The organism is Pseudomonas sp. PS02303, from assembly GCF_029959925.1.
Taxonomy (GTDB): domain Bacteria; phylum Pseudomonadota; class Gammaproteobacteria; order Pseudomonadales; family Pseudomonadaceae; genus Aquipseudomonas; species Aquipseudomonas mandelii.
Map to the genome: position 1 here is coordinate 13276 of NZ_JASCOM010000027.1, position 23811 is coordinate 37086.

A 23811-nucleotide genomic window follows, 5' to 3' on the forward strand; every position below is an offset into this window, starting at 1 on the left:
TGGTTCTTTACATATACTCAAACATCACTTTTGCGCATAACTGCAAACTGGTATCTTGCCCCGGCTCCGTAGGGAGTGCGCGGCCGTGCGCGCAGAATTGCCGAGGCAGCATCGGAGACCTCCAGGCGAAAAAACGCAACGGGATCCGACCGGCCCAAGCCTGAGAACAGGACTTATATGTACGTATATGACGAGTACGATCAGCGGATCATCGAGGACCGCGTCAAGCAGTTCCGTGATCAGACCCGACGCTATCTGGCAGGTGAGCTGAGCGAAGAAGAATTCCGCCCCCTGCGCCTGCAAAACGGGCTTTATATCCAACGCTTCGCGCCGATGTTGCGGGTGGCGGTGCCTTACGGCCAACTGACTTCGCGCCAGACGCGGATGATGGCCAAGATTGCCCGCGACTATGACAAGGGCTATGCCCACATCAGTACACGGCAGAACGTCCAGTTCAACTGGCCGGCGCTGGAAGACATCCCGGACATTCTCGCTGAGCTGGCCACCGTGCAGATGCACGCGATCCAGACCAGCGGCAACTGCCTGCGTAACGTCACCACCGACCAGTTCGCCGGTGTCGCTGCCGATGAGCTGATTGACCCGCGCCCTTGGTGCGAGATCGTTCGCCAGTGGACCACGTTCCACCCGGAATTCGCCTACCTGCCGCGCAAGTTCAAGATCGCTATCAACGGTTCGACGTCTGACCGTGCGGCCATCGAAGTCCATGACATCGGGCTCGAGCCGGTGCACAACGCGGCCGGCGAACTCGGTTTCCGCGTGCTGGTGGGCGGTGGTCTCGGCCGTACACCGGTAGTGGGCGCGTTCATCAATGAATTCCTGCCGTGGCAAGACCTGTTGAGCTACCTCGACGCCATCCTGCGGGTCTACAACCGCTATGGCCGTCGTGACAACAAGTACAAGGCGCGGATCAAGATTCTGGTCAAGGCCCTGACGCCTGAAGTCTTCGCCCAGAAAGTCGACGCGGAAATGGAACACCTGCGCGGTGGCCAGACCACGTTGACCGAGGCCGAAGTGCATCGCGTCGCCAAACACTTCGTCGACCCGGAGTACAAGGCCCTGGACAACCAGGCGGCCCAACTGGCCGAGCTCGACAAAGAACACCCGGGCTTCGCCCGCTGGCGCACCCGCAATACCCTGGCCCACAAAAAGCCGGGTTATGTGGCGGTGACCCTGTCCCTGAAGCCGACCGGTGTTGCGCCGGGCGACATCACCGACAAGCAGCTCGACGCGGTGGCCGACCTGGCCGATCGCTACAGCTTCGGTCAACTGCGCACGTCCCACGAGCAGAACATCATCCTGGCCGACGTTGAACAGTCCCAACTGTTCGCGATGTGGGGCGAGTTGCGCGAGCAAGGTTTTGCCACGCCGAACATCGGCTTGCTGACCGACATCATCTGCTGCCCTGGCGGTGATTTCTGCTCGCTGGCCAACGCCAAGTCGATCCCGATCGCCGAGTCGATCCAGCGTCGTTTCGAAGACCTGGACTACCTGTTCGACATCGGCGAACTGGACCTGAACATCTCCGGCTGCATGAACGCCTGTGGTCACCACCACGTCGGCCACATCGGCATCCTCGGGGTGGACAAGAAAGGCGAAGAGTTCTACCAGGTCTCCCTCGGTGGCAGCGCGAGCCGCGACGCCAGCCTGGGCAAAATCCTCGGCCCGTCCTTCGCCCAGGAAGCCATGCCTGACGTGATCGAGAAACTGATCGACGTGTACATCGAGCAACGTACCGAAGACGAGCGCTTCATCGACACCTATCAGCGTATTGGCATCGACCTCTTCAAGGAACGCGTCTATGCAGCGAATCATTAAGAACAACGAGGTCGTCGACGAAACCTGGCACTTGCTGCCCAAGGATTTCAACATCGACGAGATCAGCAACTGCGATGACCTGATCGTCCCGCTGCAGCTGTGGCGCGAACACAGTCGTATGCTCAAGGCCCGCGATGGCGGTCTTGGCGTGTGGCTGGATGCCGATGAAGAAGCCGAGGAAATCGGTGAAGACGTCGATCAGTTCCAAGTGATCGCCCTGAATTTCCCGGCCTTCACCGACGGGCGCAACTACTCCAACGCACGTCTGCTGCGTGACCGCTATGGCTTCAAAGGCGAATTGCGGGCAATCGGCGATGTGCTGCGCGACCAGCTCTTTTACATGCACCGCTGCGGGTTCGACGCCTTTGCCATTCGCGCCGATAAAGACCCGTATGAAGCCCTTGAAGGTCTCAAGGACTTCTCGGTGACCTATCAGGCCGCCACCGACGAACCGCTGCCGTTGTTCCGTCGCCGCTGATACCGGCAAAACCTTGAACCCCGCCCGGGGTTCAAGGCGCCCTCCTTCGCTTAGAAACCCGCACGCGCCTCCAGCGCCCGGAATGCCGCCATCGGGTGATCGAAGCGCCCGCTCCCGCGAATTATCCGCCCCCACATGTCCTCTGAAGCATCGGCCTCATGCAACAACCGCCAGACTCGCGCCTGAAGTGACAGGTAACTGACCCGAAAGTCGGCCGTCAGGCTCAGCCGGTCTATGACGGCTAAAAACCGCGTACCGGAGGGTTTACCTGCCAATCGCTGCCAAAGGGCTTGCCGGGACTGTTGCAACGCTTCGTCGCAGTCGCGCAACCACACCGTCGGCGTACCATAATCCGCGGCCGGAGCGCTCAGCCACAGATTGATGCCCGTCTGTTCACGATGACTGATCAACCGGTGCAGCGTGTCCTCGTCTGTCAACGGATTGCCCCATAGCAATACGCGGTCGTCCGCCACCGCCTGATTGATGATCGCGGGCGGAACCCGAGTAATATGGTTGTCGCGCAGGTCCAGCATCGTCAGATAAGGCTCATCCTTGACCCCGACAGGGCAGCGATTGATCGCCGTATTCCTCAGGTTGAGCTGGCGTAAATTGTTCATGCCCAGCACCACTGGCGGAACGCCCAACGGGTTGTCGCTCAGGTCCAGGGTTTGCAAGTGGGTCAGATCACTCAATTGTGAAGCGGCGCGCTCAGTGAATGCCAACTGTGTGGCTCGCAGATTGAGTGAGACCAGTTTCGGCAACTGCCCGATAACGGGCGGCAAGGCGCGCCCTGCGTCACCGCCTACGAAGAAAGGACGCAAATCGAAGCCTTCCAGATTCAACACTTCAAGGTTCGGAAAGCCCTCCAGGAACCCGTTCAGACTCTCGTGCTCGGTCAGGTGAAAACCATGCATCGACAATTCGATCACATCGTTGAGCCTGGCATTCAGCGTGGGTAATCGGTGAAAGTCCTCGAAGGTCAGGTCCAGCCTGACACCACGCAGTTGCCCGTCGACATAGACACGATCTTGCAGCGGCCCGCGTTTTTGCCAAATGGCGACAAGCTCCACGGCAAGCTCAGTCCTGACCCCGCGCTCCTGTTGCAGGGCGGTGTGCAGGACGTGGGCATTGTGCACGGCGATTTGCGCAGGGTTCATCCCCTCCGCCTCCTCATCGCCCAAGGCCACGAAGGGAACGTCCATATCGGCAATGTCTTGTACCGCTTGATCGACCCATTCGGTCAAATCGACATTGAGCTGTTGCAGTTGCAGAGCCAGCAGGTCGATATACGCCTGCACCCTGCCCTCTGCCAGCAGCAACACCTGATCAATGCTCGCGTCGCTGATGTCCGGATAAATATCCTTGAACTGCAACTTGATCGCTTGCAACTTCAGGGCGTCACCCTGAGGGGTTGTCGGGTAACCGCCGCCGCGCAGTCCCTGCCGTTCAAAGGTCAGCCCCGTGTCCAGCCTTTGCAGGCCGAGCAGGGTATCGGCACGGGACAATGCCCGATCGCCGAGGTTGAGCCGCAACGCCTTGGCCGGGTCTGGTGACGTGAGGTGCAACGCCGAGCGTTCCTCGTCCGTCAGCACGCCGAGGACGGCGTCATAGACATCCGTTTGCCGGCCTTGGCGCAGGTAACGGTTTCCCACCTTGATGATGTTTCGGCAGTGAGGGCTGTCAAGGGGGCCGCAACGATCAAGCACCCGGCCAGAGGACGCACCGTCGAGGACCTCGATGCGCAGGTCTTTCGGCCAGCCGGGCAGATTGTTCAGCGAGTGCAATGCCAGCGTGTCCGTCTCGGCATTCGCGACCGAGCGCAGGTAAAAGCCTTCATAGACCCGGTCGAGACGGACATGCTGTTGGTATTGCCGGGCTTTGCCGTCCAGTCGCGCGAATACCTGCCTGGCCTCGTTCGCATCTGGCAACGACGTGATGTCGATGCCATAGCGGTCGAGCATCTGCTCGATGGCGATTGTCGGCAGGTCGGGGTACTCGCGCTGAAATAGCCGGACCCATTCATGCTCCGACTTTTGCAGCGCTTCGTAGCGTTGGTTGAAAAGCACAGTGTCTGCTTCCAGACCGAGATCCTGATCGATCTTGAAGCGGCTGATGGTATCCGCCAATAAAGGGGTCGGTGGACGGCCCGTCTGCATCAACCGCAGCATGTCATCGTCGACCGCGCTGACCTTGGCGATCTGCGCCAGGACCTCATCGCTGAAGGCGGCCACCGAGGGGCCGATTCCACGGATCAATTCGATGCGAGGGTTCAAGGGCGTCGGCGCAACGGCCGGTTCCGACGCAGGACGGGCGCCCGGCTCTGCCGGATCGACGCTGGGCTCGCGGACGCGCTCCGCCATGCTATCGGCCTGCGCAGCGCTGCCCTTGAGCGCTGACTCGGCACCCAGCATCGGCAACGCATTCAGCAAGCCAAACACCGTGCGTGTCCGGCCCTCCGAGCGTTGGCCCGGCGTTTTTCCATTGACCGCCTGATTCAGGCCATACCCGGCGTCAATGAGCCCGGCCAATGCCAGCACCCCCTCGCCTCCTGGGACAAACAAGGCGAGCGGACCAAACCGGTTGACCCATTGCACAACAGGTTCGACGACGGTGCTCAACTGATCCCGGTTGACCTGCGCATCGTCACGGATGGCCTGAAGCTCTGCCCGTGCGGCCTGTTTCATTGTCATTAGCAGGCGGGCAAAAGGGTCGGTCGCCGCCGCCGGATCATCGAAGCCGATGTAATCGTTCGGGTCCCAATAGCCATCGTTGTTGAAGAAACCGGCGTTGTTGCCCAGCCAATGTTTAGCCGGATAAATCGCCATGCCATCCAGCGCTGTCAGAACGCCGGCGTGAAACGTTCCATCTTCGCGATCGTCCTCGGCAAAGTGACGGGCCAAGGCCTGCCTGGTCGTGTCTAGCTTGCCCTGCGTGGCAACCCACTGGCGCAACTGCGCGGTATTGGCGAATTCATGCAGCGGGGAAGAATTGCCAGGGATGTACACCAGCACACGGGCACTGACGGTGTCACGGAAGGCCCAGATATCGGTCGCGGTGTAGCGGTACAGTTTCAGAAGGCCGAACTTGACGGTTGAAGGCACGCGAGTCGGTGCTTGCAGCTGCTCAAGGGTCAGCGTTTGCCAGGACTGATCGGCGGACAGACCTGCCGCCCGCATCGCCAGCGCCAGACCTTCTTGCGTCAGGCGTTGTTCATGTCGCTGCAACCAGGCCGCCATGACGAACGCCGCCTTGACCGACGTTTTCAATGCGGACGGTCTGGCCGCCACCTGCACAGCGTCGGCTGGCCATGCCTGATCGAGATACGCTTGGTACAGGTCCTTGAGCTCCAGCTCCCAGACCCATTTCTTGAAATCGGCAGGCCTGAGATTGAACTGAGTCAGCGGCCCATACACCTGCGGGGTGGTCTGCCGGTAGATGCCTTCATAGGTCTGGTGATTGCCGCTGCCGTGATCGGCGAATTCGTCGACGTGCTCGACGATCCGAATCGTCGGTCCCACGTCCGGCGGCGTGTACAGGCCGAACGCCGTCTCGGCAAAACGCCCGTCACCCACCGTCTGGTCGTTGGACAGCAGCGCGTGCAGCAGCGACCGGGAACTTGCCACTCGTCCCTGCTCGAAACCGTTCTCGGCAGGATGTCCCTTGTAATGGTAATCGAGCGTGACCAGCAAGGCCGTCTGCGGGTCGATGCCCGCGCCCCACTTTTGCTTGATCAGGCATTCGCCGAACTGGCCTGGGGATTGTGGCAAGGCGAGATCGATAACGGCTTTCAATTCATCACGCCATTTCGGCGCCGCCGACGGTGTCGGGCTATCAGCAGACTCGTGAGCGATGTCGTTCATTGAGGTGCCCCCGAATGGCTGGGCCCCGGGACTGGAGGCGCGGGATGGCGCATCAGCGCCGCACCGGTGAGCTGCCTGATCAATGCCCGACGTTCATTTTTGAAGTTATCGAAAATGGCGTTCAGGCGTTCGGTGGCCACCGGACGGGTGAGTTCAGCCTGCCTCTCCACCTGCGCAAAATCTCGTGCCGAGCGGTCGGCGATTGCCAGGAAACGATCTGGATTTGACACCTCCAGATACTCCACCCAAAACCGTTGGATGATCATCCATTCCAGCAACGCGCTGGTGCGTTCGGTGGTCAGGACTTTCTGATAAGCCCGTTCCAGCGCCGCCGGCGCCACCTCGACATCCAACGCCGATGTCACCATTCTGGGATGAGCCGGCAAGCTCAGGCGTTCGGCCAGCCCCACGCGATACGCCAGACTGATTTCCAGAGCTTGTTCGTAGCTTCCGGACTGTGGACCGGTGCGCGCATTGATATCCGCCAGCGCAAACCCCTCGACCTCATGCAGCCTGAACAACCCCCTGAGCAGGGTGATCAGTTGCTGCTCCACCGAAGCAGGCCCGGTGAGGGCTGCGGCCATGGCCCGATAAAACAACACCTGCACTTCCATCTCACTGAAGAGTGCGGAGTAGCCATCAGCGCTGAACCTTCCGACCCGGGCCAGACGAAACAGCCTGCGTCGCAAGCCATCATCTTCCGTCGCAGCCTCCACGACACTCCACACCCGCTGGCTGAAGTGGCTGAACAGTCGTTTGTAATCGGCCGTCTCGGACAGTTGCGCAAGCACAGTGAAAAAGCCCCTGGACTCTGGATAGGCGCGCAATGAATCCCACAACCCGCGCTTGCGCCGGGTTTCGGTAGAGCCAAGCCCGGTCAGCCACGCGGAACTGTGAGCCTCGGTCGGCGAGTAAGCGCCTGAGCGACGGTAGTCCGAAGCAATGATCCCCAGGCTTACACCGGTCTTCTGCTGATGCACCACGACCTTTTTCAACGTGTCGGCGGACAGAGGATTGCCATACAGGTTGGTGCCTTTGTTCGGGACCGCATGCCCCTTGAAGACATCCTCAGGCAGGGTTTCGATCTGATTGTCTCGTAAATCCAGCTCACTCAGCCTGGGCAAACCGGAGGCGCCCAAAGGCCAGTTTTTTATCCCGGTGCCTTGCAGGTTCAGGTGTTCCAGGTGCTGCAACTTGCTGACATCGGGAGCCCTCACAAGGTTTGGGTTAAACGCCAGGTTCACTGATTGCAGGCTGGTCATATCGGCCAATTGAGTCACCGACTCAGAGGTCAGTTGAATGAGGTTGTCGCTCAGATCCAGATGAACCAACCCGGACATTGAGCTCAACGCCAGCGGCAGCCTCGTCAGTTGATTGCCTCTCAATGACAAGCTTCGAAGAGTGCGGAAGTTTCTCAGGAAGGCGTTCAGCCCGGCGCTGGCGCCCACGCCGTCCAGCACCAACCTCTCGACGTGGCTGAAGTCCCCGACGATAACCGGCAATTCGCCCAGAGGCTGGGCGTCAAAGCTGAGTGTGGAGCGTAGGTTAGCGCCCGCTTCACTCGCCTCGGGCTCGTTGCGCCAGCAGCGAATGATCGCCTGAGCGATGCGATATTTGCTGAGACGACTGACCTCCTGCCTTGAGCCATCGGGCTGCAGATACCAGGTTTGCCGACTGACCCAGTGACTCAGTACCTGCCTGATGGTCTGAAATTGCAGCCTCAACGCTTCCAGCTTCTTCAAGACGACCGTCACGTTCTGCCCCAGATCATTTACCAACGCGTGAATGCGAACCGGGGAATGCATCGGATACAGTTCCAGCGCCCTGCGGACCAGGACGTCTTGGGTGGTTTTGATGAGCACGGGCCTCGGCATAACGGGAGAAGACGACGTGGCGTGCCTGTCTGCCAGCCGCATGGGGGAGGTGTAGCCCGCTCGCGGGGGGCGTGCATCGATCAGTTGCGCAATGGCGGTTCGCCGTGTCAGGGCGAGCTGCGTTATTTTCTCTCGCAACGCTGCCCCGCCGTCGCTCAGGTTAACGCCCAGTGCTGTTTTGAGCGGCGTCGAGAGTCCATGCCAGAGGGCCTTGAAATACTGTTCGCGCGTGCGTCCCGCGAATGCGGTGGCGGGAGCAATGTCGTCGATCGACACGCTGTATCGATCAGGATGGACGTCGATCTGCAGCTTCTGCGCAGCGTCCGCCGATCCAATGCTGATCGACTCGCTTTGCACACCTGACGAAGCCTGCAACTGAACCCTGGTATTACCCGTCCATCCCGGCAGTTGCTCAAGGGTGTTGAGCACCAGGCGGTCGGTGGCCAGCCCACCCACGGCATTAAGGTACAACCCTTCGTAAGCGCGACTGACCTGCACCCGTTGCAAATAACGACGGGCTTCCTCCGCCAGACGCAAGGGTACGTTGCCCTCCTCCAGGCTGCTCAACTCCGTAGCATCGGCATGCCGCACCAGTTCTTCGGCAATCGCCGAGGGCAACTGGGCGATCTTGTCGATCAACACCGTGACCCGGGCATCAGCCGGTACTTCAGTACGTTTGTAAATCCGCTCGAACAGCGCGAGTTTGCTGCTTTCGGCTTGATCGGCAATGAGCTTTGTCAGGGCCTTTGCCCGCGCGCTTGCGTCCTGGGTAGTGGAGCCCAGAAGGCTTTGGCGTTGGGCGCTGTCCATGGCTGTCAGCAGCGAGGTGTGTAATTGGCCCTTATGCAAAGCATCCTGATTGAGGCTGACGGTTTTCCCCGGTAACGCCGTGGCCGCGCCATAGAAACCCGTTTGCCTGCCTGCGGCAGTGACGACTTTGATGGCCGAGTTGTCTGGCCAATGACGGGACGTCGTCAGCAGGTGCAATTGCAGATCCGGGTCTGCCAAGACTGCCGACGACGGGGTTTTCAACTGCTCGATAAAGTCGGTGACCGCAGTATCCGCCCGAAACCGCTGCACTGTATCGACCAGCAGTGCCGGTGGCCGGCTGCGGTCGACGTGTGCCTGGCGCAAGACCGTGTCCTCGATCCCGCAGACGGCAAGGATGTGCGTCGCCGTGGTATCGGGCACCTTGTCGCGGGTGTAACCGAAACGGCGAAACAATTTTAGCCGATCCCATTCTTGCGGCAGCTCAGAGTCATGGCGCCACGCCCCGACATCGTTAGTTTCGAGCTCGGGTGAATAGGTGCCGCCGCTCCCCACCGGGGCAATCACTTCCCATAGGTCCGTCGCCGTTTTTGGCCGCACGGCATACAGATGTGTATCGATTGGAAGGTACGCCTGACCGTCCATCCAGTGCAGTCCTCTCGCATCCGCTGCGAGTGCCGGGGGTAAACGTCGGCTCTGTTGATACACCGTAAGATCGGGATTCCACAGACGGCCCCGAGCGTCCACACCCGGAACCTTTCTCAGGCGCTCGATGAAGACGGATGTCCTGATGTTTTTAAACGCGGTACCAACAGCCGCCGAACCGGCGGCAAACGCGGCCATCAGGATCAGGTTTTCGATGGTATCGAACAGATAATCCGTGGCTTGCTCCTGCTCGCCCCTGGACCAACTGGCCACGCCTTCATACACCTCCGACAGCAACTGCATCACCGTCACAGCCAAGAGGATGTGGCCAACAAACGGCACAAACGATGCACCGAACAACAGGACATTAAGGCTGATGGCCTTGTAGGTCTCCAGCCTGTCCAGTCGGGATTTTTCGTCTTCGTCGTCCGTGGGCACCACCAGAAGCCGGGCATCGGCGATGACCTGGTTCGCATACTGACGAAAAATTTCCTCGAACATGTCGCCTTGTATGTCCACACCCGACAGCGACACGTAGACACTGGTCGCGGGAAGCGGCGAGGAAACGGGGACGGACAAGCGTTTTTCAAGGGCTTGCAGAAACGCGGACCGTTCACCCAGCTTGATGTAGCGCATGAAGAATTTTTGGAACGCGGAGGTTCTCAGACGCTTACTCAATTCCACCTCGAAATCCGTGAAGGACGCGTATTCCTTCAACGGGTGCAGCGGGTCATCCGGCAGGTAGACCACGCAGCGGTAATCGTCATCGTCATGCTCCTCGACCGGCCCGATAAACATCGCGCCACTGACCGTGACATCAAACATTTCCAACGCCTGGTAACCCAGCGTGTGGTTGCCAAGTTTGACGGGGCGCTGTTCCTTGACTGACTTCAATGCCTGGTGCATTTCGACACTGATGGCTTTTTTCATCAGCGCGACATGCCGCTGTACTTCAAAGCTGTTCTTGGCGTGCGCAACATACTTGTTAGATAAGTGGTTGATACCTGACGCTGGCTCAAACAGTGATTTGACATGCGCCTGGTATTGTTTTCCAAGATCAAGTTTGCGGCACAACGCGGCGAACTCATGCGGCTCTATCGATAAGACTTTATTGACTGTGCCGGTGATGGTTTGCGGGATATAAATTAACGATGTATCGCTATAGTTTCCGGCCAGTGTTTCGCTGAGTTCAAAATTTTCACAGGCGGCCGACAGCAGATCCCGATCAATCGGCAGCACCAGTTTCTTGCGAAGTCCCAGCAGGCTGGACGTTGATCGCACGTGCTGAAAAATGACGCCCTGCGTATCCAGTGGCGTACCCAGCTTGTCCGACATGGCTTGAGCCAGTAAGGGACGACAGACGCTTTCAGGCGATTTGAAGCCTTTCAGGAGGTCGGCAAGTTCACCTCTTGAACGATGGCTGGCGGTCAGGCTTTCATAAAGTTCACTTCGCCGTTGACTTGAGGCAGTCAGCAACCAGGCAGGAGCATTACTTTTAATCAGATCAAAAAAGACACCCTGTTGATCTGGCGTCAACACAGGCGTGTTTGAGTTTGTGGGCGGAGAAGACATTGTGATCACTCGAAACTGGCTAGGATCGCTAGCCTATCGAGCCACTTTTTTAAAAAGCGCTATCTATATACCGCCACAAAAAAACGGTTGCTTTCACTGCAAGGCAGTGCAAGCGACCGTTAATTTAAAGTGTTACCAAAAGCGTTGCTGGGTTAACCGGCTCCACCAGCTCAGCAATACGCGATCCACCGACCCACTGGCCGCCATCCCGATACGTTCTTGCAGGCTTTTGCGTTCGGCGTAATGCAAATGGTACAGCTCCGACTTCTTCGCTCGTTCAGCGAGGTATTCGTCGCTGGTCTTGAGTTCGTCCACCAGTTGCTTGTCCAGCGCGGCGATGCCAAGCCAGATTTCACCGGTGGCCACTTCGTCAATGGCCAGTTGCGGGCGATAACGCGAGACGAAGTTCTTGAACAGCTGGTGGGTGATGTCCAGGTCTTCCTGAAACTTCTCGCGGCCTTTCTCAGTGTTTTCGCCAAACACAGTCAAGGTGCGCTTGTATTCGCCGGCGGTCAGGACTTCGAAGTCGATGTCGTGCTTTTTCAGCAAGCGATTGACGTTAGGCAACTGCGCCACGACGCCGATCGAACCCAGAATCGCAAACGGGGCGCTGATGATCTTCTCGCCGATACACGCCATCATGTAGCCGCCACTGGCCGCGACCTTGTCGATGCAGATGGTCAACGGCACGCCGGCATCGCGGATGCGCGCCAGTTGCGAGGACGCCAGGCCGTAGCTGTGAACCATGCCGCCGCCGCTTTCCAGACGCAGTACCACTTCGTCTTTGGGCGTCGCCAACGTCAACAGTGCCGTGATCTCGTGGCGCAGACTTTCAGTGGCCGACGCCTTGATGTCACCGTCGAAATCCAGCACGAATACCCGCGGCTTGGCCTCGGGTTTCTTCTTTTGTTTTTTATCGGTTTTAGCCTGGGACTTGCGCAAGGCCTTGAGCTGGTCCTTGTCGAGCAAGGTTTGCTCCAGGCGTTCGCGCAGCCCTTTGTAGAAATCATTCAGCTTGCTGACTTGCAACTGGCCGGCCGATTTGCGCCGACCTTTGCTGCGCAGCGCCGCGAAACTGGCCAGGACCACCAGAATGGCGATCACCAGTGTCACGGTCTTGGCCAGGAAACTGGCGTACTCGGACAAAAACTCCACAGTGACTCCTTCAAAACGATGCGCGGCTTAAAACACGCGCGGGACAACGCCAGCATACCCATGCTCCGCCTCGGCGGCCAGCCGTGAAACCTCTGGCAACAGGCCTGTAACGGGCATTTCAAACAAGCGTATGTTTTTTCATTGACAGCTCACTGTCATCCTCATAACCTCGCCAAACCTTCAACGTACCGGGATGACGCGGACGTGGGCAGCATCTATCTGATTCGACATGGCCAGGCCTCCTTTGGTGCAGACGACTATGACGTCCTGTCGCCGACCGGTGTTCGCCAGGCAGAAATCCTCGGCCAGCACCTCGCCGAGCTGGGTGTCAGCTTTGACCGCTGCCTGTCGGGCGACTTGCGCCGCCAACAGCATACGGCCACCAGCGCGCTGGAACAGTTCGCTGCCGTGGGCCTGCCGGTGCCGACCCTGGAAATCGATTCCGCCTTCAACGAATTCGATGCCGACGCGGTGATCCGCGCGCTGCTGCCGGCCATGCTGGAGGATGAACCCGAAGCCCTGGACATCCTGCGCAATGCCGCGCAAAACCGTGCCGAGTTCCAGCGCATCTTCGCCCTGATCATCGAGCGCTGGCTCGCCGGCACCTATGACACGCCGGGGCTTGAAAGCTGGCTTGGGTTTGTCGAACGCGTACAGGCCGGTCTGCACCGCCTCCTCGAAAGCGCCGACAACACCCAGAAAATCGCCGTGTTCACCTCCGGTGGCACCATCACTGCCCTGCTCCACCTCATTACTCAGATGCCCGCAAGGCAGGCATTTGAACTGAACTGGCAAATCGTCAACACCTCGCTCAACCTGCTGAAGTTTCGCGGTCGCGAGGTGGCATTGTCTTCTTTCAACAGTCACGCGCACTTGCAACTGTTGAAGGCACCGGAACTCATCACGTTTCGCTGAGTCCGGACTATTGTGACCCTGGCTGTAATCACCAGCTGTAATTACTGCTCTTATTACCCAAGAAAGGATCGAACCATGACCTCCGTAGCTGATGCCGTACAAGCAATGAAAGCCAAGTTCAACCCAGCCGCCGCTGCCGGTCTGAACCTGGTATTCGGTTTCCGCATCGACGACACCAAGAATTTCTCGCTGGTCGTCAAAGATGGCACTTGCGAGCTGCAGGAAGGCGAAAATCCTGACGCCCAGGTCACTCTGGTGATGGACGGCGAAACCCTGCAAGGCATCGTCGACGGTTCGACCGACGGCATGCAAGCGTTCATGGGCGGCAAACTGCGCGCTGAAGGCGACATGATGCTGGCCATGAAACTGTCCGAGCTGTTCCCAAGCTAAGACGGCGGTTCCCGTCTTCGGGAACCTCTCTGGCTGCACACGAATCCCGCCCCTTGTGGCGGGATTCGTCGTTTTCCGCCCCCGCAAATCGGCTACCGGTGAATTTGCCGTCTATATTCCTTGTGGCCGCATGCGTCAGACATCGGCTGTTTGCCCCTCGATGAATTGACGGAGCGCACTGCCATGAGTCCACCTGACAACCACGAAGGTCTGAACCGCCGACGTGTACTGCAAGGCCTTTCGGCAGGCGCCGTCGGTGCCTGGATCAGCCCGCTCATCGCAGGGAGTAAAACCATGCCCGACACCCCGGCCGACCTCATTCTGTACAACGGACGCCTGCACACCGTCGACCGCAAGAAACCCCAGGCCAGCGCCGTCGCGATCAAGGACGGACGCTTCGTGGTAGTCGGCAGCGACGCCCAGGCCATGGCCCTGCAAGGCCCCGGCACACAGATCGTCGACTTGCACGGACGCACGGTGATTCCCGGCCTCAACGACTCGCACCTGCACCTGATCCGCGGTGGTTTGAACTACAACCTCGAGCTGCGCTGGGAAGGCGTGCCGTCGCTGGTCGATGCCTTGCGCCTGCTCAAGGACCAGGCCGACCGCACGCCCACACCGCAATGGGTGCGGGTGGTCGGTGGCTGGAACGAATTCCAGTTTGCCGAGAAGCGCCTGCCGACGATTGATGAACTGAACAAAGCCGCACCGGACACCCCGGTGTTCGTGCTGCACCTTTACGACCGCGCCCTGCTCAACCGCGCGGCGCTGAAAGTGGTCGGTTATACCCGCGACACGCCGAACCCGCCGGGCGGCGAAATCCAGCGGGACGCTAATGGTGATCCCACCGGCATGCTGATCGCCCGCCCGAACGCGATGATTCTCTACTCGACCCTGGCCAAGGGGCCGAAGTTGCCGCTGGACTATCAGGTCAACTCGACCCGCCAGTTCATGCGCGAACTCAATCGCCTCGGCGTGACCAGCGCCATCGATGCCGGCGGCGGTTATCAGAATTACCCGGACGACTATCAAGTCATTCAGCAGCTGGCCAAAGACCAGCAACTCACCGTGCGCATCGCCTACAACCTGTTCACACAGAAACCCAAGGAAGAGCTGACCGACTTCAAAAACTGGACCAGCACCTCCCATTACGGCCAGGGCGACGATTTCCTGCGGCACAACGGTGCCGGGGAAATGCTGGTGTTTTCGGCGGCCGACTTCGAAGACTTCCTCGAACCACGCCCGGACTTGCCGCAAACCATGGAACAGGAGTTGGAACCGGTGGTGCGGCATCTGGTGGAACAGCGCTGGCCATTCCGCCTGCATGCCACCTACAACGAATCCATCAGCCGCATGCTCGACGTGTTCGAGAAGGTCAATCGCGACATCCCGTTCGACGGTTTACCGTGGTTTTTCGATCATGCGGAAACCATTACCCCGCGGAACATCGAGCGGGTCAAAGCCTTGGGCGGGGGCATCGCCATTCAGGATCGCATGGCTTTCCAGGGCGAATACTTCGTCGACCGCTATGGCGCCAAAGCCGCCGAACACACGCCGCCGATTGCGCGCATGCTCGCCGAAGGCATTCCGGTGGGTGCCGGCACCGATGCCACGCGGGTGTCCAGCTACAACCCCTGGACATCGATGTATTGGCTGGTCAGCGGCCGCACCGTTGGCGGACTGGAACTGTACCCGCAAGGCTTGAGCCGCGATACGGCGCTGGAACTCTTCACCCACGGCAGCGCCTGGTTTTCGTCCGAACAAGGCAAGAAAGGCCAGATCAAGGTCGGGCAACTGGCGGATCTGATTGCACTGTCGGCGGACTATTTCCACATCGACGATGAAGCGATCAAATGGATCGAGTCGGTGCTGACCATTGTCGACGGCAAGATCGTCTACGGCAGCGTCGAGTTTGAAAAACTCGGGCCGCCGCCGATTCCTGTGGTGCCCGAGTGGTCGCCCGTCGCCAAGGTGCCGGGCCACTGGAAACCCGTGGCGCCACTGACGGCGCAGGTGCATCAATGCATCGGCGCGTGCGCGGTGCATGCGCACAGCCACGAGCGGGCGCGATTGTCGTCAGCGCCGGTCAGCGACTTTCAGGGGTTCTGGGGCGCGTTTGGCTGTTCGTGTTTTGCGTTTTGAACAATGATTCCCCCACACCCACTGGGGGTCTGCCTCAGGCATGACTCCCAGGCTGTAGCCGCACTCGCCCCCCCCCTTCTTTAGCGACCGCCGACATCGCAAACTCGTCTAAAAAACTGTTAGTTCTTACAGGTGCCAGCACAAGGACGTCGGCCCTATTCTTTCAACTGACAGGCAAGTCGGAATGGTTTGACCCACATCAAGGTCCAGCGCCTGTCATTCCCGCACCCTAACTTGCATCGAAAGCCAATGAAGGCTTATTCGAGGCTGATGGCCGGCCATTCTCAAGGAAGAGTCAAACATGCGTTCACTCAACATTATCCTGTTGTCATCGGCATTCAATGGTCTGAGCCAAAGGGCCTGGCTCGAATTGCGCGAGTTGGGACACAGCCCCAGCGTAGTGCTGTTCACCGACGAGAAAGCTGCCTGCGAGCAGATTGAGCAGGCGGGGGCCGACCTAGTGATTTGCCCATTCCTCAAGGACCGGGTGCCGCAACTCCTGTGGAGCAACCGTGATCGCCCGGTGGTGATTATCCATCCGGGCATTGTCGGTGACCGGGGCGCCAGCGCACTGGATTGGGCCATAACCCGTGAGCTGACCCGCTGGGGTGTCACCGCGCTTCAAGCCGCGGAAGACATGGATGCCGGGCCGGTCTGGTCTACGTGCGAATTCAACCTCCCCCAAGGCCTGCGCAAATCCGAGCTGTATAACGGCCCGGTCAGCGATGCGGCGATCCGCTGCATTCGTGATGTCGTGGACAAATTCATCGACGGTTATGAGCCCGTACCGGTCGAACATCATCCCCGGGTGATGGGCCACTTGCAGCCGAACATGAACCAGGCTGATCGGACCTTCGGTTGGCATGACTGCTCGCGATTCATCAAACGCTGCATTGACGCAGCGGACGGGCAACCTGGCGTATTGGCGAGCCTGGCAGGTGGTCAGTATTACGTATACGACGCCCATCTGGACTCACGCAGCGGCACACCTGGAGACATTCTGGCGGTGCGCGACGACGCGGTACTGGTCGCCACCGGCGATCACAGTGTGTGGATCGGTTCGATGCGACGCAAACCCCGGCCGGGCGAAGAAACCTTCAAACGTCCAGCCCGGCATGTACTCGCTGCCCAACTGAATAACGTGCCCATCCTCCACGGATCGATCGCCTCGTCCCCTGACACCGAAACCTATCAACCGATCCGCTACCGTGAATCGGGGACTGTCGGCGAGCTCACTTTCGAGTTTTATAACGGCGCCATGAGCACCGAGCAATGCCAGCGACTGGTCACCGCTCTGCGCTGGGCCAAGACCCGAGATACCCAGGTGCTGCTGATCAAGGGTGGGCGCGGCAGTTTCTCCAATGGCGTGCACCTCAACGTGATCCAGGCTGCCGAGGCGCCGGGGCTGGAGGCCTGGGCCAATATCCAGGCGATCGACGACGTCTGCGAAGAAATGTTCAGCGCCCGGCAACTGGTGGTCAGCGGCCTGACGGGCAGTGCCGGGGCCGGCGGCGTGATGCTGGCGCTGGCCGCAGATATTGTCTTCGCCCGCGCGGATATCGTCCTCAACCCGCACTACAAAACCATGGGGCTGTACGGCTCTGAATACTGGACCTACAGCCTGCCCCGCGCCGTCGGTCCGCGGATGGCGGAAAAACTTTGCGAGGAGTGCCTGCCGGTCAGCGCGATGCATGCCATGCAACTGGGCATGGTTCAGGAAATCGGCCCACGCTGTCCGGACGCGTTCGGCCGGTGGTTGTTGCAACGGGCGGGCAATGCGCTGACCGATCCGGCGTATGCCGCTGTGCGCGAGCGCAAGAGCCGGCTCGACACGCAACTTATGCAGCACTGCAGAAACGCCGAGCTGGCGGCGATGGAACTGGACATGGTGCACGACCGCAAACAGTTCGCCGAGAAGTGCCGACATTTTGTGTTCAAGCGCAAGGCGTGCGGCACACCGGTGCGGCTGGTGGCGCAGTGGACACGCCAGCGCAGCCGGACGCAGCCGTTGGCCGCTGCTACATAAGCCGGCCCCCGCAGATCCGTTTACAATGCCGGCACCTCCCGCACCGGCCGCCCCATGGACATTGATCTCGCTCGCACCTTTCTGGAAATTGTTCGCCACGGCAGCCTGGCTGCCGCGGCGGAAAAACTTCACGTCACCCAGACCGCAATCACGGCGCGCGTGCAAAAACTCGAGAGCCAGCTGGGCAGCACGTTATTCGTGCGCAACCGTGCCGGTGCGCGGCTGACACCCAATGGCGAGGCCTTTGTGGTGTACGCCAATCAACTGGTCGAGACCTGGGAAGCCGCGCGGCGGGACTTGCCGTTGCCTGACGGTTACCGCGATGTGCTGCACATTGGCGGCGAGGTCAGTCTGTGCAATCCGCTGATGCTCAGTTGGGCCGGCGAACTGCGCGAGAAGATTCCCAGTCACGCCTTGCGCATGGAAATCCGCGACGGCGAGACCCTGCTGCGCCAACTTGAACTGGGGGTGCTGGACGCGGCGCTGGTCTATCAGCCCGAATATTGGCCGCGCCTGCAAGTCGAGCAGATCCTCGAAGAAAAACTCATCCTGGTACGCCTCGCCGGGCAGCCCGATCCTTATGTGTATATCGACTGGGGTCCGGACTTCCGCCGTCAGCACGATGCCGCCCTGCCGGAAAAAGCCAAGGCTGCCCTGAGCTTTAACCTCGGCCCCCTGGCCTTGCAATACATTCTGGAAAACGGCGGCAGCGGCTACTTCCGTACACGCGTGGTGCAGAGCTACCTCGAAAGCGGCGTGCTGGAGCCCGTGCCCAAAGCCCCGGAATTCAGTTACCCGACCTACCTGGTTTACTCGCGGGATCGCGACTCGGCGACCCTGCAACGGGCCTTCGATTTACTGCGTGAAGTGATCAAGATCGACGACGACTGGTCCCAGCGCTGGAATCCGCTGACCTGAATACACCGGATCATGGCGCTTGTGTCATCCAGGTTTGCTCAAGCTTGCGCGGGCAGATCAGCTAATCTGCTGGTGATAACAATAAGCAGAGGTGAACGCAGTGAGGCAAACCACCCAGGCATTCCGCGACCGCTATCGCGCTGACATCCATCCGCGCTACAACCCCTGGCTGCACGGGGCCTTTGTGCTGCTGTTCGGCGTGCTGGCCATCGGAGGGTTCTGGAGCACTGTGCATCAGGTCCGGCCGCTGGAATGGCTGACAGTGCCGTTGACGCTGTTGTTCTTCAACTTCGGCGTGTACCTGGTGCATCGGCACTTGGGGCATCACAAAAAGAGCTTCGCGCGGATGTTCTACGCCCGCCATGCCGGCGACCATCACAGTTTTTTCGCCCCCGGCCACATGACCTACGATACTGCCCGGGACTGGCGGGTGATTCTGTTTCCAGCCTGGCTGATCGTGATCCACACCGTGGTCTTCACCCTGCCCGCCTGGTGGCTGTTCAAGCAGGTCAATGCCAACGTCGCCGGATTGTTTGGTGGCTGTCTGGTCCTCGGGTACCTGATGTACGAGGTGTTCCATGCCTGCGAGCATTTACCGCCGGACAACCCGGTCACGCGCCTACCGTGGATCCGCCAGATGCGCCGCCTGCATGAACTGCATCACCGCCGCGAGCTGATGCAGGAACGCAATTTCAATATCGTTTTCCCGCTGATGGACTACCTGTTCGGCACCCTGTACTGGGAGCCGGTGCCTGCCCCCCTGACGAGTACGACCATGACCCGCATGCAGCACCAGATCGCTATCGCTGGAACTCCGATTGACGTGCTCGCCTATGCCAGCACCGTCACCCGTTGGCCGGAGTGGCATCCGTCGTCCCTGAAGGTCGAGGGCCAGGGTGGGCCGCTGCATGCCGGCCTGCGGTTCGAGGAGGACATCAGTGCCGGCGGGCGCGCGGGGCACTTGAGTTGGGAAGTCAACGAATACCTGCCAGGACGCCGCTGGAGTGCCTGGGCGCGCGGTGATCACGGGTTGTCGCTGGTCGTGACCTACGAATGCGAGGCGCAGGGCGAAGGCACACGTTTTGTACGGACCCTGGAGTATCAATTCTCGGGCCTGGCGATGCGCATCACCAATCGATTGCTGCTCAAGCGACGTATCGAGCGTGAGTCCGCAGCATCGATGCTGGCGTTGCGTGACATGGCGCAGAAAAACCTGAATCCGGCAGGAGTCAGCGTGTGAGAAGCGCCTTCAGGTTTCGCCATCTGTTGTCGCTGCTGATCATTGTCCTGGGGGCTTTTCTATTGTTGTTCCCGACCAAGGTTCGGCCGGTGGCCTGGACACCGCCGCCGGCGCCTTCCCTGACCAGCGGGGTGTATGCCGACAATCAGCGGCTCAAAGGGGTGGAGCGTGTCGGCCCGGCGGACATCGAAGGGCCCGAGGCGCTCCTGCTCGAAGATAACGTGCTCATCACCGGGCTGCACGACGGCCGGCTGATCCGCACCAGCCTCGACGGCAAGGACACCAAAGTGCTGGCCGATACCGGCGGCCGGCCTCTGGGCCTGGCGCGGCACCCTAACGGGTTGCTGGTAATCGCTGACGGCGTGAAGGGTTTGCTGTCCCTGGATGCCCAGGGCCGGTTGATCCCGCTGACCACCTCGGCCGGCGGCGTGCCTTTCGGGTTTACCGATGACGTGGCCATCGATAAATCCGGGCACTACGCCTATTTCAGCGACGCTTCCAGCCGCTGGGGCTACGGCAAGGATGGCGAGGCAATCATCGAGCACGGGGGCGACGGCCGTTTGTTGCGTTACGACTTCCAGACCGGCAAGACCACGGTGTTGCTGGACACGCTGGAATTTGCCAACGGCGTGACGCTGGGCCCGGACGACAGCTTTGTGCTGGTCAACGAAACCGGCGCTTACCGCATCATCCGCTTCTGGTTGAGCGGGCCGAATGCCGGAACCCACGATGTATTTATCGACAATCTGCCGGGGTTGCCGGACAACCTCGCGTTCAATGGCCGCGACCGTTTCTGGGTGGCGCTCTACGCACCCCGTAATGCGCTGCTCGACGCCACGGCGCAGCACCCGTTCGTGCGCAAAATGATTGTTCGGGCATTGACGGTACTGCCCAAACCCGTGGAAAAGCGCGCCTTTGCGCTGGGTCTGGACCTGGACGGCAAGGTGATTGCCAACCTGCAGGATGCGAGCACCGGTAATTACTCGCCGATCACGACAGTGCGCGAGTATGGGGACTGGTTGTACCTGGGTTCGTTGAAGGCAAAAAACATGGCGCGCCTGCCCCTAAACACCGCGCTCCAGAAATAACGCACACCAAAAATGTGGGAGCGGGCCTGCTCGCGCGGGCAGTCTGCCATTCAATAGTGATATTGACTGGCAGGCTCGCTCCTACAGGGGGTATGTGGTGGTTTTGGCTAGCGGGGATCTATCTCGTTATCGCGCACGGCATTGTCCGTCTCTTCAAGCACCCGCTCAGGGTCCATCGCGGTGGAGTCGTCTTCATCCAGCGGGCGCACGCCTTCGTTGTTCGGCAATTCGTCGATGCCCGGCTCGTCTTCGGGATTGACCGTCGTGCGGCCGGGGCTTAGCGGTTCGGGATGAGTCGGGATCGGGTCGTACCCGCCCTGCTCTTCACTTGGAAATCTGGGCTCGTTCATAAGGCACCTCGCAAGGAGTCGAAAAGGTCGGACTCTGATCTTTCGAGGTGCCGGTATTGATCACCGTTCCAATTTTTCAGTCACCGGTTGTCGGTGGGTGGACAAGGCGTGTCAGGACGGCGATTGGAGCCGGTCAACGATCTTTTGCTTAACCTGCACGCGCGTCTCCTTGAGCTTCTTCAGTGCATCATCGCTGGGCGCATCCGATTTTGCGGTTTCAGCCTTTACTACCTCGGCGTCCGCTTGCGAATACTTGTTGATCAGTGAATCCAGTAACGGATCCTTGGAGCGTTTTTGCTGGATATCTTCCTTTGAAAGTTTCAGGTCCTGATAAAGGTCGTGTGGCACCGGCATGGAACACCTCCGTTTGTTGATCGGCAGCAAACGCGATCGATTGCGTTCGCCAACTATCAGAATGGCCTCGGTTGGCCGGTTCTGTCGACCGCCTATCAGACCAGCGGTGTCCGTTCGTCGTCCTGGCGCAAACCCGATAAAACCTTTAGCGCAGCGCCTGCCTCCATTGAATAACGATCACCTCGATCGCTAACCCGAACCTGTGTGGAGAATGACCAATGGACGGATTCACCCTGCGCCATCTCGCCCTGGCCGTCGCCTTGAGCACCAGCATGGGCACAGCTTTTGCTGCCACTTCCAATGACTTTGTCGACAACGCAGCCGCAGGTGGCATTGCGGAAATCGAGACCAGCCGACTGGCGCTGGAAAAAAGCTCATCGGCCGACATCAAGAAATTCGCCAACATGATGATCACCGATCATTCCAAGGCCAACGATGAACTGGCGGCCCTGGCGAAAAAGAATGACATCGAGGTCCCGGACGAGACGACGCTGGTCAAACAGGCCAAGGAAAAAATCCTCGACATGCGGGACGAGTCCTTCGACGCGGCCTACGCCAATAACCAAGTGAAGGCCCACGAAGACACGATCAAGCTGTTCGAAAAACAGGCCAACACGGTGACGGACGACAAGGTCAAAGGCGCCACCGATTTGAAAGGCTTCGCGCAAAAAATGCTGCCGGCACTGGAAAAACACCTGGAGATGGCGAAAGAGCTCCAGGCCGCCCACCCCAGCAAATAACCGGTAAAAAGAAGGCCGCATCGATGGATGCGGCCTTTTTGCATACTGCCGGCACTAGCCGCCATCGGTATCGATGTCGGCATCCGTGTCATCGCCGGGTTTCGGCCGGTCGGGATTCGGTTTGAAGCCGGGGCTGAACTCGTTGTCATTATCGGTATGGCGGTTCTTCTGATCCACCGCTGCGTCAGCGCTTTCTGAGTCGGAGGATTGGCTCTGACGCTGACCGCCTGGCGCACCCTCACCCGGCGTCTGCGGGTCAATCGCCGGGTCATTGCGGTCGACCGGCATCCCCGATTGATCCTGTTGTTGTGTCGATTCGTCTTTCATACACACCTCGCTCGTAACGGCCAGCCCACGATTCAAACAGCCGGGGGCTTAAAGGTTCGAAGCCACCCCGGGACAGGGGTTCAATCCAATGGACAGGCAACGTCAGGCTCAAGGTCAAAAAATCGCCGTCTGCGGCAGTGCCGACTAGAGTTACCGGGCAAATGCCGGCCAGGACGAAAAATTCTTGTCGGGACGAACAACTATTTCAGACGGCAAATGTCACTGATTCGGGTCGATCGTTTTTGGGGAATCGGCCCGCCATCTTTCAGGAGCACAAGGACATGGCAGCAATGCAGATCAACACACTCGACGCGATGAAAACCAACCACACGTATTTGCTTGGGGAATGGATCAAGAGCCTGGAAGCCGGTGGTGCCAATCGTAATGTCAAAGACCACGATCTCAAGCAGCAAACCTCGGATTTTCTGCAACTGGTGACCGCGGGCCTGGAAAACGGCAACGGTCCCAACATCGCCGCGCCGGGTTGGGATGAGGCTCGTCAGTTCCTCGAAAAACTCTCCCACAGCCGCGCCCTGCTCGGCCAGGATTCGCACCAGACCGCCAGTTTCATTTTTTCACTGAAAGGTCCGCTGTTTTCCCTGCTGCAGTCTCACTACAAAGAAAATCCGGGGGTACTGGCCGAACAGCTCTGGCAAGTGTCCGAGCTGCTCGATGCGCTGGGCATGCACACCATCCGTACCTTCCAGAAATCCCGCGAAGCAGTGATCAAGCGTCAGCAGGAAGAACTGCTGGAACTCTCCACCCCGGTGGTCAAGCTCTGGGATGGCGTCCTCGCCCTGCCGATGATCGGCACCCTGGACTCGCAACGCACCCAGGTGGTGATGGAATCGCTGCTGCAACGCATCGTCGATACCGGCTCGGAAATCGCCATCATCGACATCACCGGTGTGCCGACCGTTGACACCCTGGTGGCTCAGCACCTGCTCAAAACCGTGACCGCAATTCGCCTGATGGGCGCCGATTGCATCATCAGCGGCGTGCGTCCGCAGATCGCACAGACCATCGTTCACCTGGGGCTGGACCTGCAAGGCGTGGTCACCAAGGCCAACCTGGCCGATGCCCTGAAACTGGCCCTGACCCGTCTGGGAATCACCGTCAGCAAGACGGTTTAA

The 23811-nt window shown here is 59.7% G+C and carries 17 protein-coding genes; 11 read left to right on the plus strand and 6 right to left on the minus strand.

The annotated features are described in order from the left end of the window. Positions 1 to 177 precede the first annotated feature (177 nt). Positions 178 to 1836, plus strand: coding sequence for a nitrite/sulfite reductase (locus QMX98_RS09815; RefSeq protein WP_010460929.1), 1659 nt, complete (start codon positions 178 to 180; stop codon positions 1834 to 1836). Next, a complete protein-coding gene (locus QMX98_RS09820) occupies positions 1820 to 2314 on the plus strand; it encodes a DUF934 domain-containing protein (protein WP_010460931.1) in 495 nt (164 codons plus the stop codon). The genes QMX98_RS09815 and QMX98_RS09820 overlap by 17 nt, the downstream gene beginning before the upstream one ends. Before the next feature lie 50 nt (positions 2315 to 2364). Here QMX98_RS09820 and QMX98_RS09825 read toward each other — a convergent pair whose 3' ends face one another. The 3 genes from QMX98_RS09825 to sohB form a co-directional block, all read right to left on the minus strand. Beyond that, a complete protein-coding gene (locus QMX98_RS09825) occupies positions 2365 to 6174 on the minus strand; it encodes a DUF6543 domain-containing protein (RefSeq protein ID WP_282410659.1) in 3810 nt (1269 codons plus the stop codon). Further along, entirely contained in the window at positions 6171 to 11033 is a 4863-nt protein-coding gene (locus tag QMX98_RS09830) for an NEL-type E3 ubiquitin ligase domain-containing protein (protein WP_348967361.1), read from the minus strand. Before QMX98_RS09830 ends, QMX98_RS09825 begins: the two co-directional genes overlap by 4 nt. A gap of 132 nt (positions 11034 to 11165) precedes the next feature. Further along, complete coding sequence (gene sohB, locus QMX98_RS09835) at positions 11166 to 12188, minus strand: protease SohB (protein ID WP_219097233.1); 1023 nt, start codon at positions 12186 to 12188, stop codon at positions 11166 to 11168. A gap of 204 nt (positions 12189 to 12392) precedes the next feature. Here sohB and QMX98_RS09840 point away from each other — a divergent pair, with 204 nt between their 5' ends. The 7 genes from QMX98_RS09840 to QMX98_RS09870 all read left to right on the plus strand — a co-directional run bounded on the left by QMX98_RS09840 (position 12393) and on the right by QMX98_RS09870 (position 20907). Next, positions 12393 to 13103: a histidine phosphatase family protein gene (locus QMX98_RS09840; RefSeq protein WP_077749673.1), complete on the plus strand. Its 711-nt coding sequence runs from the start codon at positions 12393 to 12395 to the stop codon at positions 13101 to 13103. Between the two features lie 75 nt (positions 13104 to 13178). After that, positions 13179 to 13493 carry an SCP2 sterol-binding domain-containing protein gene (locus QMX98_RS09845; protein ID WP_172791130.1) on the plus strand — a complete coding sequence of 105 codons (315 nt, stop codon included), beginning with the start codon at positions 13179 to 13181 and terminating at the stop codon, positions 13491 to 13493. Between the two features lie 294 nt (positions 13494 to 13787). Further along, the gene (locus QMX98_RS09850) at positions 13788 to 15635 is read left to right on the plus strand and encodes an amidohydrolase (protein ID WP_010460943.1); all 1848 of its coding nucleotides are present in this window, start codon (positions 13788 to 13790) and stop codon (positions 15633 to 15635) included. Between the two features lie 301 nt (positions 15636 to 15936). Further along, on the plus strand, positions 15937 to 17661 hold the full coding sequence (locus QMX98_RS09855) for a hydrogenase maturation protein (protein ID WP_282410661.1): 1725 nt from the start codon (positions 15937 to 15939) through the stop codon (positions 17659 to 17661). A 54-nt stretch (positions 17662 to 17715) separates the two neighbouring features. Then, positions 17716 to 18579 carry a LysR family transcriptional regulator gene (locus QMX98_RS09860; RefSeq protein ID WP_010460947.1) on the plus strand — a complete coding sequence of 288 codons (864 nt, stop codon included), beginning with the start codon at positions 17716 to 17718 and terminating at the stop codon, positions 18577 to 18579. A gap of 100 nt (positions 18580 to 18679) precedes the next feature. Next, positions 18680 to 19819 carry an SRPBCC family protein gene (locus QMX98_RS09865; RefSeq protein ID WP_169857638.1) on the plus strand — a complete coding sequence of 380 codons (1140 nt, stop codon included), beginning with the start codon at positions 18680 to 18682 and terminating at the stop codon, positions 19817 to 19819. Continuing rightward, positions 19816 to 20907 carry an SMP-30/gluconolactonase/LRE family protein gene (locus tag QMX98_RS09870; protein WP_010460951.1) on the plus strand — a complete coding sequence of 364 codons (1092 nt, stop codon included), beginning with the start codon at positions 19816 to 19818 and terminating at the stop codon, positions 20905 to 20907. Before QMX98_RS09865 ends, QMX98_RS09870 begins: the two co-directional genes overlap by 4 nt. Before the next feature lie 107 nt (positions 20908 to 21014). Here the strand turns inward: QMX98_RS09870 and QMX98_RS09875 are convergent, their stop codons facing one another. Together QMX98_RS09875 and QMX98_RS09880 are read right to left on the minus strand one after the other, a co-directional pair. Further along, complete coding sequence (locus tag QMX98_RS09875) at positions 21015 to 21257, minus strand: hypothetical protein (protein ID WP_010460953.1); 243 nt, start codon at positions 21255 to 21257, stop codon at positions 21015 to 21017. A 111-nt stretch (positions 21258 to 21368) separates the two neighbouring features. After that, complete coding sequence (locus tag QMX98_RS09880; protein ID WP_010460955.1) at positions 21369 to 21611, minus strand: hypothetical protein; 243 nt, start codon at positions 21609 to 21611, stop codon at positions 21369 to 21371. A 218-nt stretch (positions 21612 to 21829) separates the two neighbouring features. Between QMX98_RS09880 and QMX98_RS09885 the strand changes: the two genes are divergently transcribed. Further along, positions 21830 to 22351 carry a DUF4142 domain-containing protein gene (locus QMX98_RS09885; RefSeq protein ID WP_077749678.1) on the plus strand — a complete coding sequence of 174 codons (522 nt, stop codon included), beginning with the start codon at positions 21830 to 21832 and terminating at the stop codon, positions 22349 to 22351. A 54-nt stretch (positions 22352 to 22405) separates the two neighbouring features. Here QMX98_RS09885 and QMX98_RS09890 read toward each other — a convergent pair whose 3' ends face one another. Beyond that, positions 22406 to 22678 carry a hypothetical protein gene (locus QMX98_RS09890; protein WP_077749679.1) on the minus strand — a complete coding sequence of 91 codons (273 nt, stop codon included), beginning with the start codon at positions 22676 to 22678 and terminating at the stop codon, positions 22406 to 22408. Positions 22679 to 22959: 281 nt separating this feature from the next. On the opposite strand from QMX98_RS09890, the gene QMX98_RS09895 reads away from it, so the two are divergent. Continuing rightward, a complete protein-coding gene (locus tag QMX98_RS09895; protein ID WP_282410662.1) occupies positions 22960 to 23811 on the plus strand; it encodes an STAS domain-containing protein in 852 nt (283 codons plus the stop codon).